Source organism: Paenibacillus sophorae (assembly GCF_018966525.1).
Taxonomy (GTDB): domain Bacteria; phylum Bacillota; class Bacilli; order Paenibacillales; family Paenibacillaceae; genus Paenibacillus_AQ; species Paenibacillus_AQ sophorae.
Genome location: NZ_CP076607.1, coordinates 5,789,757 through 5,803,967 on the forward strand (window position 1 = coordinate 5,789,757; position 14,211 = coordinate 5,803,967).

General features: G+C 51.7%; 17 protein-coding genes. All 17 read right to left on the minus strand.

Going from position 1 to position 14,211, the window contains the following annotated elements:
- Nucleotides 1-110 precede the first annotated feature (110 nt).
- On the minus strand, nt 111-1,544 hold the full coding sequence (locus tag KP014_RS27945; protein ID WP_051499483.1) for a CdaR family protein: 1,434 nt from the start codon (nt 1,542-1,544) through the stop codon (nt 111-113).
- Nucleotides 1,537-2,367 (minus strand): diadenylate cyclase CdaA, encoded by an 831-nt coding sequence (cdaA, locus tag KP014_RS27950; protein WP_036590000.1) that lies wholly within the window; start codon nt 2,365-2,367, stop codon nt 1,537-1,539. The genes KP014_RS27945 and cdaA overlap by 8 nt, the downstream gene beginning before the upstream one ends.
- 260 nt (nt 2,368-2,627) lie before the next feature.
- Nucleotides 2,628-3,242: a zf-HC2 domain-containing protein gene (locus tag KP014_RS27955; protein ID WP_036589999.1), complete on the minus strand. Its 615-nt coding sequence runs from the start codon at nt 3,240-3,242 to the stop codon at nt 2,628-2,630.
- A 116-nt stretch (nt 3,243-3,358) separates the two neighbouring features.
- Nucleotides 3,359-3,925: an RNA polymerase sigma factor SigW gene (gene sigW / locus KP014_RS27960; RefSeq protein ID WP_036589998.1), complete on the minus strand. Its 567-nt coding sequence runs from the start codon at nt 3,923-3,925 to the stop codon at nt 3,359-3,361.
- 205 nt (nt 3,926-4,130) lie between these two features.
- The gene (gene ppc / locus KP014_RS27965) at nt 4,131-6,923 is read right to left on the minus strand and encodes a phosphoenolpyruvate carboxylase (protein ID WP_036590024.1); all 2,793 of its coding nucleotides are present in this window, start codon (nt 6,921-6,923) and stop codon (nt 4,131-4,133) included.
- Between the two features lie 288 nt (nt 6,924-7,211).
- On the minus strand, nt 7,212-7,922 hold the full coding sequence (locus KP014_RS27970; protein ID WP_036589997.1) for a M15 family metallopeptidase: 711 nt from the start codon (nt 7,920-7,922) through the stop codon (nt 7,212-7,214).
- Nucleotides 7,894-8,289, minus strand: a complete 396-nt coding sequence (locus KP014_RS27975; RefSeq protein WP_036589995.1) for a hypothetical protein — start codon at nt 8,287-8,289, stop codon at nt 7,894-7,896. Before KP014_RS27975 ends, KP014_RS27970 begins: the two co-directional genes overlap by 29 nt.
- A complete protein-coding gene (locus KP014_RS27980) occupies nt 8,276-8,476 on the minus strand; it encodes a hypothetical protein (protein WP_036589994.1) in 201 nt (66 codons plus the stop codon). Before KP014_RS27980 ends, KP014_RS27975 begins: the two co-directional genes overlap by 14 nt.
- A gap of 3 nt (nt 8,477-8,479) precedes the next feature.
- Nucleotides 8,480-8,782 carry a hypothetical protein gene (locus KP014_RS27985; RefSeq protein ID WP_090834801.1) on the minus strand — a complete coding sequence of 101 codons (303 nt, stop codon included), beginning with the start codon at nt 8,780-8,782 and terminating at the stop codon, nt 8,480-8,482.
- A gap of 95 nt (nt 8,783-8,877) precedes the next feature.
- Complete coding sequence (locus KP014_RS27990) at nt 8,878-8,982, minus strand: CD1375 family protein (protein WP_216700436.1); 105 nt, start codon at nt 8,980-8,982, stop codon at nt 8,878-8,880.
- A complete protein-coding gene (locus KP014_RS27995) occupies nt 8,975-9,493 on the minus strand; it encodes an XkdW family protein (RefSeq protein WP_036589992.1) in 519 nt (172 codons plus the stop codon). The genes KP014_RS27990 and KP014_RS27995 overlap by 8 nt, the downstream gene beginning before the upstream one ends.
- A 15-nt stretch (nt 9,494-9,508) precedes the next feature.
- Nucleotides 9,509-10,918: a hypothetical protein gene (locus KP014_RS28000; RefSeq protein ID WP_036589990.1), complete on the minus strand. Its 1,410-nt coding sequence runs from the start codon at nt 10,916-10,918 to the stop codon at nt 9,509-9,511.
- 11 nt (nt 10,919-10,929) lie between these two features.
- Complete coding sequence (locus KP014_RS28005; RefSeq protein ID WP_051499481.1) at nt 10,930-11,481, minus strand: putative phage tail protein; 552 nt, start codon at nt 11,479-11,481, stop codon at nt 10,930-10,932.
- Nucleotide 11,482: 1 nt separating this feature from the next.
- Nucleotides 11,483-12,538, minus strand: a complete 1,056-nt coding sequence (locus tag KP014_RS28010; RefSeq protein WP_036589985.1) for a baseplate J/gp47 family protein — start codon at nt 12,536-12,538, stop codon at nt 11,483-11,485.
- A complete protein-coding gene (locus KP014_RS28015) occupies nt 12,531-12,950 on the minus strand; it encodes a DUF2634 domain-containing protein (protein WP_036589984.1) in 420 nt (139 codons plus the stop codon). The genes KP014_RS28010 and KP014_RS28015 overlap by 8 nt, the downstream gene beginning before the upstream one ends.
- On the minus strand, nt 12,947-13,243 hold the full coding sequence (locus tag KP014_RS28020) for a DUF2577 domain-containing protein (RefSeq protein ID WP_036589982.1): 297 nt from the start codon (nt 13,241-13,243) through the stop codon (nt 12,947-12,949). The genes KP014_RS28015 and KP014_RS28020 overlap by 4 nt, the downstream gene beginning before the upstream one ends.
- A 3-nt stretch (nt 13,244-13,246) precedes the next feature.
- Entirely contained in the window at nt 13,247-14,209 is a 963-nt protein-coding gene (locus KP014_RS28025) for an XkdQ/YqbQ family protein (RefSeq protein ID WP_036589980.1), read from the minus strand.
- Nucleotides 14,210-14,211: the final 2 nt, after the last annotated feature.

Sequence of the window (14,211 nt, forward strand, 5' to 3'; positions counted from 1 at the left end):
CTGCAGCTTAATATTCATAATATATGATTTCGGGTTTCTCTGTGTTCCGGGCGCCTCTAACAACGCGGTCTTGTCCTCTTGTAACTAACAACGGGCACTAAATTGGGGCTTTACTGCGCTGCCGGTTCGCTATCTCCGCTCGTATTACCGCCACCATCCGGGGAAGCAGTCGAAGTCGGTTCCACCGAGGCCCCATTATTGGCACTCGCAGCCGGTTCATCCACGCTTCCGCTGCTGGTGCTGGAGACAGGCTCCGTGCTTGGTTCAGGTGTAGATGCGGGCCCGCTTGCCGGAGTGGCCGATGGAGAAGCTGAGGAAGCTGGACTGTACAGTTGAACTGTCACTGACGGTCTTTGCTTATTGCTCAGCTCAATAAAGCTCGGAAGCGATATCTGCAACGGCACCACGTGGTTCCCCGCGCTAAGACCGCTTAAATCCGCGACCGCTTTGATATTGTCCTTGTTCAACTGGTCGAGCAGTGAACTTGCCCCGGACAGCGTAAGGGAAATGGTTCTGTCCGGGGGACTTGTGACCGAAGCCGACAGTCCACTGCTTACTCCTTCCAACGTTACGGGAATATCCTGTAGCGTCCGCTCTGCAACTTCGGAGGCCACAACCGTGACATTGACGGATTGCGGAGCGATATCCTGGGTGCCGTCCGGAGGCTTCAGATCCACCTTGAGCGTTGACGTTCCTGCGCCATTAATGGAACCAAGATCGATTGTAGCTTCATAAGATACGACGGACGCCAGCGCAGCCTCCTGTCCATAGATTACAATGCTGCCCACCTCCGGCGTTACCTTTGACAGCACAAGCGAATCCGGCAGGCTGCCGGTATATCCGATTTTCAACGGTACGCTTTTGTAAGGCAGCGTAATCGGAATTTCCACAGATACAGATGCAGGTTCAATCACCGCATCTTTAATCTCGTTGCCGTTTGCGTCGTAGGCTGCGAGCTTCATCCTTTTTTCCGTCACTGACTCATTCTCACCATTCAGTTCAACCGTTCCCTGAACCTTCGCCACACGGACCAACTCGCTGGCAGCAAGCGTAACCTTGGCCGTGGAGGGTTCTACCACAGGTGTTCCCAACCGATAGCCTTCCGCGGGTGTTCCTTTGGCGACAACCGTTACAGGAAATGATTTCGTGCTCCGCTGTTCGATATGCACATGAACTTGCTTGGGGGTAATCGATATCAGGTCCACCCCGCGGGGAAGCGAGTATTTCAGCGGTATTTCACTTGTTCCCGGCTCCGCTTTGCTCAAATCGAGCGTTACTTTGTAGGCGTCGGAGAACACATAAATGAGATCGCTGCTTTTCCCCATGACTTCCATCCGCACGCTGTGCGCATCCATGGAATATTCATATTTGTCATCATCCTGCCCCGTGAGCTGAATAGGGACATTCTCGATGATCTTTGACTCCAGACTGGCAGTCGACTGAGTGGTAGGGGCACTGTCAATATGGACCATCGCCCACAGAATGATGCTTAAGGCAATGGCAAGCACTTTGTTGAAGTTGTTGTTATTCATCCATTTATCCATTGGTGCCGCCCCCTTTCCATTTCCAGAAGGCGTTACGCTTCTCCGAAAGAGCCGAATGAGTTCGCAGCTCTTCGTAAAGTTTGGAAATCAGCGACTCTTCCCTGATATCCCTGACCACCTGTCCGTTGATGGCAAGTGAAATCTGACCCGTCTCCTCCGAGACGATGACGGACACCGCGTCCGTCACTTCGGTAACTCCAATGCCAGCCCGGTGCCGGGTTCCGAGCTCTTTGCTGATAAACGGATTCTCGGACAAGGGCAGATAACAGGCTGCCGCCGCGATCTGATTGCTCTGCATAATAAGCGCGCCGTCATGCAGCGGTGTGTTGGGTATAAAAATATTGATGAGCAGCTCGGAACTTACGATGGAGTTCATCTGAATTCCGGATTCTTTATATTCGTTAAGACCGGTTGCCCTTTCAAAAACAATTAATGCCCCTATTCTTCTGCGAGCTAAATAATTCACGGCTTTAATCACTTCGCCGATTAATTTGCTCACTTCCTCATCGTTCTCCGCCGCTCGGCCAAAGAATTTTCCTCTTCCCAGCTGTTCCAGACCGCGCCGCAGCTCCGGCTGAAAAATAATAAATACGGCCAGTACACCGAAGGTGAACATTTGGTTCATCAGCCATTTCAGCGTGTACAGATCAAGCAGCGTACTGAACGCCCAGATGACTATGAGTACCAGAATCCCTTTCAGGAGCTGAATCGCACGGGTACCGCGGACCATGTTGAGCACTTTATATATAATATAACTGACGATCAGAATATCGATAATATCTTTAATAGAATCTTTCCAGGTAAGGTCCGTAAAATAGCTCATTGCGTTAAAACCCCCGTCAGTTCATATTAGCTGGGTTTATGTAAAATATCTGTTAATTGTGTAACATATCTAGGTTATAACGTTCACGCCCATGTTGCAAGTTTACGCTTAAATAGACTGAATAACCCGCGATTTTTCAAAAAAAGTTCAGAGTTCCACGCACAGTTTCTCAACTTTATGGGATAGACACACCAAAAAAGCGCCGTCTTTTCCGAGAAAAAGAGGCGCGGCAGTCCATCATGTCCAGGCCGCTTTTCGCATTAGCGGTAAGCGACGTCGGAGAACATATTGGTGACTTTATACCAGAACCAGCTTAATGCCTGGTCGATGCTTTTGACTTGCCCCGAAATGTGGGCGGTCGATGCCTGGTACAGTGAACCGTCAATAACGGTCACATTTCCGTTCACTTCCCCGTACACTTGAGTCTTACCGTTCTCTACCGTAAGGTCGCCGGTAACCCGTTTGCCGGAAGGAACGATGACGGTATCTCCCTGGATCACCACCTGATCGAGATCAGAGCCTTTCACGACAAGCTGTCCATCCTGTTTCCACAAGGTGACAGAGCTCATCAGCATGACCAGCAGAAACACCGAGGCCGCGGTAAGCGCGGGATGCTTCTTTATCCAGGTAATAAACCGTCTTTCCTTCTTGGAAGGCGGCAGTGCGCCCATAATGCGTCCCACAAGATCGTCGGAGATAACGGGACTCTGGTGCATAAGGGAAAAAAGCAGCATATCCGTTTGTTCCAATTCCTTGAATTTTGCTCGGCAGTCCGGACAGGATAGAAGATGCTCCTTCAAGTCCCGCTGCTGCTGTCCGGGCAAGTCGTCATCCAAGTAATCATGCATCATAGAGACGGCCAGTTTGCATTCCATAGGAGCCAATCCTTTCATTAGTGCTATTTAATTACCCAACAAAATCGGGTACACAATGCTTGCTAAATTACATACGCACCAAGGTCAACATGCGTTTCACAAAATAATTGGTTTCTTTATAATCTCGGGCCCAATTTTTTGCGCAAAAATTCACGGCCCCTATGTACCCGGGTCTTAATCGTCGTAACGGGCATATCCAGCACATCGCTGATTTCCTGAAGCGACAAATCCTGCAGATACCTTAAGATCATGACCGAGCGGTATTTTACAGGCAATTCGTCAATCGCCTCATAGATCGTTCTCTGCGTCTCGGAGAGAAGGAGCTCGCTTTCAGGCGTTACATTATCACTTGGAATAAGAGAATAGCCGTCAGTTCCCTCCTGATCGCTAAGTTCGGCATCCAGCGAATAAGTCGGCCTGCGCTTGCGCAGGCGGTCGATGCAAAGGTTGGTCGCAATCCGGTAAATCCATGTCGAGAATTTTTGATTATCGTCGTATCGGTCCAGATTCCGGTAGACGCGTAAAAACGTCTCCTGGACAATATCCTCCGCCTCATGGCGGTTATTCAGCATCCGGTAGCCCAGATGATAAATTCTGTCTTTATATAATTCGACAAGTTCGGCAAATGCTCTTTGGTCGCCCTTCAAGGCGAGCTTTGTCAACCTGCCTTCCAAATTCTCCACCAGTTAACTCCCCCAGACTTGCCGCCCTTGGTATGTCGTAATCCACTATATTCACGGTACAAGCATTTAAATCGTAATTCAACAACGGTTAAAAATCAAGGCTTTATCTCCGTATTTCCAGGTTTAGGCAATAGGCAAAAAAGCCTGTCTTCCACGCACGGGAAGACAGGCTGGCATATCTTATGAAATGAACCGGATCGCGGTATCAGCCGGTATTGCGAAGACCGGCGGCAATTCCGTTGATCGTAAGGAGCACTTCACGCAGCAGCTCAGGGTCGTCCTGATCCTTATCCCGCAGCGCTCTTAGCTCGGTCAACAGCTGCACCTGCAAATAACTGAGCGGATCGACATAAGGGTTGCGCAGGCGGATCGACTCCTGAATGACCGGCACATTATCCAAAATGTCCTGCTGGCCGGTTATCTTCAAGATTAGGTCCGAGGTCAGGCGGAATTCTTCCTCGATCAGTCCGTAAATCCGTTTGTGGGCTTCCTCATTCTCTCCCATCTCCGCGTACTCTCTTGCGATAATGAGATCCGCTTTGGCAATCGCCATTTGCAGCGTATCGATCAGGCTCGTAAAGAAGGAGAAATGCCCGTACATATGCTGAAGGATTTTCAAGTTCTCTTCCTTGCCTTGATAGAAGCTTTGCAGCCCGGTTCCCGCCGCATACCAAGCCGGCAGCAGGAAACGGCTCTGGGTCCAGGCAAATACCCACGGAATCGCCCGCAGATCCTCGAACCGGTCGCTGTTCTTGCGCTTGGACGGACGGGAGCCGATATTGAGCTCTCCGATTTCCGGAAGCGGCGTGGACTCCTTGAAAAAGCTCAGGAAATCCGGGTCGCGGAAGATCAAATCCTGATATTTGTCCAGCGAAACCTCTGAAATCTCTCTGCAGATCTCTTCCCATTTGCTATCGTAAAGATCGCTGTGCGGCGTTCTTGCGTTAATTGCCCCAATCACGAGCGCGGAAGTCGCCTGTTCCAGACTGCGGTAGGCGATCCCCTTCATAGAATACCGGGAGGAAAGAACCTCTCCCTGCTCGGTAATCTTAATACCGCCTCCGATGGTAGAGGCCGGCTGGGCCAAAATACTGCGGTTCAGCGGCATTCCGCCTCTGCCGAGCGCTCCGCCGCGGCCGTGGAAGAACTTCAGCTTCACGCCGAACTCGTCGGCCATAGCCGTAAGCCCCTTCAGCGCCACACGCAGCTCCCAGTTGGCGGTCACCACGCCGCCGTCTTTGTTGCTGTCGGAATAACCAAGCATAATCTCCTGCAAATCACTCATTGCCGCTACCGCCTGACGGTAGATCGGCATATTGAAGATTGTGCGCATGATATCCGGCGCCTCGTGAAGATCATCGATCGTCTCGAACAGCGGCACCGCCTGCAGTGTACAGACAACGCTACCGTCAGCATCGCGGCGGAACAGTCCAACTTCCTTGGCGAATACCATAACCTCCAGAATATCGCTGGCCGCCTCCGCCATACTGATCAGATAGCTGGTTATACACTGCTTGCCGTACTCCGCCTGTGCTTTATAAACCGTCCGGTACACTTCCAGGCATTCCTCGGTTCCTTCGCTGTACTCCTGGTAAGGGGAGGTCAGCGGCCGCGGATCATTGAGCAGCTTCTCCAGAAGCTCAATCTTCTCTTGCTCAGACAGTTTGGAATAATCCGGCGTAATGTCCATCTTGGCCAGAATTTCCGTCATGGCGTTCTCATGCTCTTTGCTGTGCTGGCGGATATCGAGCGTCGCCGTATGGAAGCCAAACAACTCCACCTGGCGGATCAGCTTCTTAATGTACGTGTCCGCCACGTAATCAGCGAAGTGATGCCGCAGGCTGCGGTCGATGACGTTCAGGTCGTTTATGAGCTCGGCCGGCGAAGCGTAGCACTCCGACGTTCCTCTTTTCTCGTCGTCCAGCACGTTCTGCGTCTTCGAAATCATGTAGCTGAGCTTGATTCGATACGGTTCGTTATCGTTGCGCCAAGCGTCGATGCGGTCCAGTTTAACAGCCGCGCGGTCTTTGACGATGGACTCCAGCAGTTCCGGCGTCACTTTTACAATGCTTGTGTTAAAGCTTAAATACTGCATCAGCTCGCGCATAATCCGCTGATATTCCCGTACCGCCAGTATGCGCTGCATTCTCAGCGTCTGGAGCGTGACCGAAGACGTAACCGAAGGATTACCGTCGCGGTCTCCGCCGATCCAGGAACCGAACCGCAGATAAGTCGGAACATGCCAATTCTGTCCCGGATAATACTTGCTAAGGCACCGTTCAAGCTCCTGATAAACATCAGGCAGCACATGAAAAATCGTCTCGTGAAAGTAGTACATTCCGTTGCGCACTTCATCAAGCACCGTAGGCTTGCGATCGCGCAGTTCATCCGTCTGCCATAAGGTAATAACTTCGTTCAACAGCTTCTCCCGAAGCTGCTCGCGTTCCCTAAAGGTCAGTGTCGGGTTATCGAGGCCCGTAACATCGTCGGCAATCCGCTTGTGAATGTCAAGAATGGCGCGGCGCATCGCCTCTGTCGGGTGGGCAGTCATGACGAGCTCCAGCGACAGGCCGTTAACAATCTCCCACACTTCCTTAGGAGAGAAGTCCCGTTCTCTCAGCTCCTGAATAGCGCTCTCTATAGAGCCAGGCTGTACGGTCTCACCCGCCGAGCGCTCATAGTCTCTTTTCCGGCGTATCCGGTGATTCTGTTCGGCGATATTCACCAATTGAAAATAAATGGCAAATGCCCGAATTACCTGATGCCGGTTCTCCGGATCCAGGGAGTCGATTAACTCCTTAAATTCGCTGTGCAGTTCAGGCAAACAAATTGAACGCAATGACTTACTGGTCTCGCGAATCTTCTCCACGATCTCCAGCAATTCATTACCGCCTTGATGTACCAAGACCTCGCCCAAAATGTTTCCAAGGAACCGTACGTCTCTCCGCAGCAGATTGTTGGAATTGACTTTGCCTGCGGTAGTCGTAAGTTCGGTCATGCTGTTCCCCCCATCCTTCTTCCGTATGAATGTCTCATCACAGGTCATGTTTGAGCTTTCCTCATATCATACAATAAAACGATTTGAAAATCTCCAACTATCTTTCACGGTAAAGCACTATAGTCTTTTAAGATTATACATCAAAATGATTATTTATACAGGTATATTTTTTTACATTTTTATTAAATTATCGAGAAAATAGCTGGTATCGTTCTAAAATACATATGAAATACCGAAGATAGGGTTTACATTTAGAGAACTTATTCAGCGCGAAGACTGAAATTAATTTTAAAAAAATTTGGCTTTTTCGCTGGCGAGCGTAATGTCTACCGTTCTGGATTTCGGATCATAGCTTATTTTGGCGCCGATCGCCTCTGCCAGCAAACGCGCCGGAACATAGGTAATCCCTTTATCAAGCACACCGTCGGCTGCTTTTACTCCGTTAACATGAACCGCCACGATAGCTTCCTCTTCTTTTATTATGTTGTCCTCCTTCTTCAAAAGATCATTTACGGTTGCCATAGCTGCCCTGGAAGGCCATTCTCCCGCACGCAGCCGGTCCAAAGCCAGCCCGAACGTCATTTGCAAATGAGGATAGTCTCTAAACCCGCTCCAGTCACCGCCCCACTCGAAGCCTAATGTTTTGGCAATTTGTACAACCTGCTCCCAGTCCGTTAGCCGGTCTTCATTGCCGTCTCGCAGCATGTCCCACGATACATTCTTTCCATCCGGGAGCAGCAGCGCAAAATCGACCGCTAGTCCGTAATTATGGTAGCTGTATCCTCCGCGCGCATTGGTGACAACGGCCCCCGGCTTGGTGCGCCCCTGCGCGTATAACGCCTCTTGCTCGGCCGCCGTGCGCAGCCCTTGGGTAATGAGGATTGGAATGCCGCAGGCATAGCAGCGCTCGATCAGCGCCGCAGCCGCCGAATGCACAGCCGGATTTAGCCCAGCCAGTTTGGCCGATGATTTATTTTGAACCTGTGTCAGAGTCAGCATGCCCTTCTCCTTTCCGGTCAATCCGTCTGAAATAGATAAATTGGTCGTACCTGCCTGAATGCGTCAGCGCAGCCAAGGCGATCAATCCTGCAGTCGTTCCGAGTTGGGCCAGGGTCCAACCATACAGCAGCCAGGTCTCAAGCTCCGGAGTCAAGAATCCGTATACGTCCGCAAAATGGGCCAGCAGCACAATCAGCATTTTGAAAGTATACGCCATAAGAAAAAAGAGCATCACCAGCATGAACACGCTGACCACGCCCTTTTGGAAACGTTCGTGAAAATAAGCTTTATGGCGATGAATGATATACAGCGAACAGCCGATGGCCATGCTGTACAGTGCCAGCAGAACAATATCAATTCCTTTCATGGGCATCCCCTCGATCATAAATCAAATATTGGGCGAACCGGTTGCGCCCGATCTCTTCCTGTATCTCCCGCGATGTGTCCCGGTAGCGGCTGATAGTAAGCGTCACACGGGTGGAGGCCTGCCGGAGCTCCCTTTCTTTTTCCGCATGCAGGGGCAGCAAAAGGCGCCAAATCCATGGAAACCGCATGCTTTAAGCCCCCCTGTCTTCCGTTTGATCGACTTTCAATTTTTTAAGCACATCGAGCGTCGGCTGCATGAAATCAGAACGTTCCTTATCGAGAATCGCCTGCAGCCGGTCGCGATCCTCCTCAGCCTTGTCCAGCAGCTCCCGAGGCACCAAGCTTCCTTTGGCGATCGCCCGCAGCAGCATAATAACTACAATCATCAGAACCAACGCCACGACATAAGCGAGCCCGTATTTGTCCGCAAGCGGCAGCAGTTTCTCCAGTTGCGCAATGTCTCCCTGTTCCATTTTCCCGTCCCTTTCTTTCATTAAATATAAAAAACCCCCGTCCGGCGGGGGCGAAAAACACTTGTGCGCGATGCGTGTTTTAGGTCATGAATGATTCATGCTGTGAAAACAATACTTCACGCCATTACGATGATTTGGCGCACTTCCTCTTGTAATGCTGATGGAACTTCATCCACCGTCTTTAGGTCCTGGCGGATCAAGTCCGCGTATACTTTAGCCATTGGCGTTCCCCTCCTTCAGCGCCAGCAGCTGCTCATATATCTCGGCCAGCGCGAGCTGCACATTGGTTGTCTCCTCCCCGGCGGCTTTCAGCTTACCGTTCGTATCTTCCAGAGCAGCTTTGGTATCCGCGAGCTCCTTACGCAGCTGTTCCAACTCGCCTAGCTCCGCCGGCGGCTTGTCCGCTTCAGCTTTCTGATATGCATCCCAGGCGGACTGCAATTCCTCTTCAGTCGGCTTCGGGGCATCCAGGTTCCAGACGGCGATGTATGGGCCTCGATTTACAATGTCATAATCTTGGCCTTCAACTAAATCGCCGAAGTATACGCGATAATAATAATGAACACCTTCAACTTCTTCCGTCTCCCCTTCTGTAAGAGGGCGGATTAAGTATTTTTTTCGCCCATCGACTCCTTCTCGCAAAGTTGGCGTGGGTCCGTCATCTTGTATCAAGTAATCAAACAGCGGACTTGCGTTAGGGTACAAAAATTTTAATGTTTCGGGTAAATTCATCTATAATCCTTCCTCCTATGCCACACGAATTATCGATACATGAGAGTACTCACCGGATTGACTGATAGTTGCTGATTGATCGGTGTAAGCGTAAATTTCAACCACAGTTCCGGTACTCAAACTAAACAAAGAACTGCCGCTTAACGTTATTCCAGTTGAAGAGAATCCGTTCATTTCAGCAATCTGCATATTGCGGGTCCCGTTCAGATATACCCCAAGCCGGAGTCCGGTTAAATTCGAACCGTTTGCTCCCAATCCAATACGACAAGTTAAGAGATAAATGCCAGTTTCAGGGATAACAAATCGTGCATTTGACGCATCGCAGATTCCCCGTTGATTTTCGACTTGTCCAGTTAAATTTATTTTGGTCCATACGCTAGCGCTGATTGTTTGCGTCGATGGTGTATGATTTAGTGATCCAAATGGCCGGCTATTATAAGTATTATCTCCCCATGGATTGATAACCCCCGTGGTCAATGTTCCGCCGTTTCCACTTGCCGCCTGAGTCGTCCCTGAAGGAACTGAGCCAGTTGTTGATATCCTGCTCCCTTCGCCTGAGTATAAAGCAATAATATTGCCTGTTCCGCTTAAATCCCACGTAAACACCTCGGCGTTTTGGTTAGCATTAACAGCCTTGTTCCGGTTAGATATTATAGAACCGTAGATATACACTTTTGCGCTGCTAACAAATAGACCATCGTATGAAGACGCTGTATCGGTTTTGCAGAACAAAAATGCAGCGTTAATGCACGATTTTGCTGAAAATGCGTAGGCGCTGGTCCGGGAAGCTTTGACCCCTTGAGCAATAACTGCAATGGCATTACTGTCAAGCGTGAGGGATTGGATAATACAAGAATCATTAATGACTGTGGCAGAAGGATTGATGCGTATCTGTCCATAGCCCGTAAATCCGTGTAATAACACATCCTCTGAGTAGGTCCCATTTGCAATCATGATATCGACCTTATGATTGACAACGGTTGGAATCATACTAATCGCCTTACCTATCGTCCTAAACGCCCCCGCCGCCGTATTCGCCAACCCATTATTACTGTCATTACCATCCGTTCGCACATAATAAGTAACATCGGCTGTCGTCGCTCGCACAGCAGTTGCCGGCAGCTGCCCGGCGGGCAGCTTCGCCGAGGCATCCAGCGTGGCTACGCCGTTCGCCGTCCCCTTCTGGGTCAGCGGCACCGAGGCGGCTGCTGCGGCGTTCGCTTTGGCCTGGGAGCCTGCGGTGGTTTCCTTGGCATTCCACTGCGTCCGCTCCGCATCCGTAATGTGCCGGTGCGTATCGGCCGCATGGTCCTGCAGGCTTTTTACAGCGGAATCCAGCGTATCCATGTTGCCGTTCAGATCGGCAATGTCAACAATATCGGTGCCCTCCGGTTTTTTCAAACCAAGATTGTTAGTCGTTTGCATAAGTCACACTCCTATTCATATACTCGTAAGTCCTCCCAGGTCTTAGCGTGCGCCACGCTCCAGGTCAGGGCCTTAAGCGCGGTCCACCAGGTGAAGGTGTACTGGAAGCGATAGTCCAGATGAGCCGGCTTGATCTCCTCGATGATTTGAATGAGGTCGTCCAGATTGGCCGGGATGCCAAGCGTGCCAACGAATCGGACTTCGAAGCTGTACTCGCCCGGAACCTCCGCGACCTCAACCTCTCCCCCGGAAAAAGCGGAAGCCGTCCGCCGGATCATGTCCGGCGTCGTCGTCCCCGCCCCTCGCAGCTTCGCTGTGATTCGTTCCCTGCGTGCAGCGTAAGTCTTGGTCCGATCAACGTTCAGTCCCAGCTCATTCTCCCAGCGGTCCAGCAGCCAGGTTGCCGTATCTACATTCAACTGACCGCGATGGTCTTCCAGAGCAAGCCAGGCGTCCCCGCACTCTGCGGTATGAATGCCTTGCACCGTCTCCATTTCCAGGATGCCGCGATAATAATCCGGCAAATAATCCATAAGGTCGGTAAACAACTCATTAGCTGCCATTCTACACCTCCAACGTCACGGCGCCGAACAGCGGCACTTCTTCCGCCCCGAGTGTCACATTGCCCGTTCCGCCGTTCAGCAGCAGATTCGCATAATCGGCAACCCCCTCGGTGCCAAGCAGCAGAGCGCCGATTACGGATTGGCTGATATACGTCGCGGTAAATCCTTTTTCCTTGCGGTAGTTCTCAAGAGCGGCTTGAAATCGCTCCTTCACCTCTTGCAGCTCATATCCGGAAGCCAGCGTGACCTCAGCGGAGACCGTTATGGTCTTGCCCTGAACCGAAGCTGCCGTAACCAACGCTCCAACGGGCGCCTGTCCTTCCCCCTGTCCCGGAACCGGGTCGATATATTGCTGTACCTGATTCACAAGCAACGTGGAGGCCGGTTTCTTCTCCACGTCGGCAATCGTTACCTTCACCGTCTTCGGACCATTCCACAGCGGAAATACGCGCGCGCCGCCCACGCCAGGAATTTGCAGGGCCCATTCCGCATAATGGGCTTTGTTGCCGCTTGTCGCCGGACGTCTGGCTGAATCGAAATAACGCCTCCGCAGCGTCTCATCGTCTTCCGCATCCTCTCCGGGAATCAGCAGGCGAACCGCCTCGCCCCGCGAGAGCTGCGGAATGTAGTCGATGGGCAGGAGCGCGCCGGAATAGCGGTTTCCCGCTGTTCCAGCCGTTTCGCAGGTGAGCCGGTAATTACCGGGAGACAGCTTCTCCGCCGCCGTATAGTTCAATTGATCGAGTGAAAAGCGGCTGCCGATCGGAATGTCTAACCCTCCGCCGCCGTCCGCAGAGAACGTCCCTTGAATTTCGGCCGGGCTTGCGGGACGTCTTGTGATGCCCGACCATGCAATGCTCCGTTCCAGAAACTCGCCGGTCGCCGTGTCGGCAAAGAACAGATTCGTATTCAGCTCCAGCTCGACATACATCTGGGCCAGTTCCGCGGCCGCAGGGGCCAAAGCATCATAAATGATGCTGCCTTCCCTTTTGTCCAGCTCTTCCGACACACGATCCAGCATCCGCTCCAGAATCGCCCCGAATGTCTGGTCAGCCATTTGCATTCAACTCCTTTCTGATTTGGATATCTCCGTAGCGCGACCTCACCGTAACGTTAATTGACACATTGTCGCCGTTAAATGAAACCTCTGGCTGATCCACTCCCTCAACCCGGTCGTCTTGAAGCAGCGCTTCCGTTACAATCCGCCGAATCTCCGATCTGGCCAGCAGCCGGTCCTGACCCAGCACCAGATTCCACTCCGTTCCATAATTGGAGCTGTAAATAAGCTGTTCATAGCGGAGTGTACGCAGCGCCTTATCTACCGCCTGCTTCAGAGCCTCAAGGCCGTCCACATAGCCGGCAATCCGTCCCTTTTTCCAGTCGATACCATAGGTTAAGCTCGGGGATTCGCCCGCTTCCCCCTCCGCCTGCTCTGTAATGTAACCGGACTGTCCCGCTTCGGGAATCATGGCGACTTCACCAGCCTATCCAGCACGACATAGCTCTGACCGCCCTGCATGCGCAGCAACAGAACACGGTCACCCGCTTCAAGCCCCCGCCGCAGCACGACTTCCCCGCCATCCAGCGGGATTTTGCTCTCCATGACCGATTCGGGCAGAACGAGCGCGTTCCCGGGCAAAATAAATTTTTGATCGATCTGGATTTGCAGCGGCGTTCCCGCGATTACCGTTCCATAAAAAAAAGCCACCGGATTGCTGCTGTCCACCGCTCCGAGGCTTGCTTTTTTAATAATATCCAACACGGTTTACACCACCTTGATATCAAGAGACATGGTATGCTCTCCCCCCGACAGATTGTGAGTACACTGATCGACCAGAAACAGCTGCGCCTCAAGCTCATCCAGAAGCACATAAATGAAGCTGCCTGCACGCACGCGCAAATCGCCGATGGCCTGTACCGAAAGACTTACCTTTTCCCGGTTATGCAGCTTCAGCAGCTGTTCCGCCTTCTCCCGGATTTGCGCCGCGTTCGCATTGTCGTCCGCCTTCTGGGACAAGTGCAGAATCCCCCACCGTTTGACATTGTCCTTGTCGCTGGCCGGGTAGAAATCGCGTTTCCCTGTCTCTTCATTGTTTTTGTACAAAATAATTGTGTTATACGTCTCGTCGTCAATGCTCGTTTTGAGTGAATAGTCATATAGAAGGCTTCCCGCACCGAGCGCCACATTCAGCAGCATGGATTCCGGACTGCGCAGCGTAAGCTTGCCAAAATCATCGTAAAAAGCCAGCAGCCGTCCTTTCTGCCGAAGCTCGGATTCGATCGCCCCCATAATGATATCGAGCAGCTTCTTATCGTCTTCGATTAAAGACGGTTGAATGTACTCCGTCTCTTCCAGCACGCCGGTCCTGAGTCCGTAATCGCCCGCAATTTTGCGAATGACGCCGGTTGCCGTTACGTTCTCGAGAGCATAACTGCCGTTGCCAAGCAGATACCGGATCTGGTCGTAGGCCGTCAGCTTGAGCAGCCGGTCCTGCCCGGTCTCCAGACTGAACACAAATCCGTAAAAAACATTAATCCCATCCTTACGGAACTGCACAATATCGCCGTTGGCGATTGCAAATTTCGGATGCTGGTAAATTCCCCCGTTCAGGAGCGTGAGTTCCAGTGTAGAAGGTTTCCCAGAGCGGGCGGTTTTCCAGGAAATATCCGAGACGATCCCAGCTATATCCCATATCCTGCCTTCCTTATTCTTGACCAACAGTTCCATGG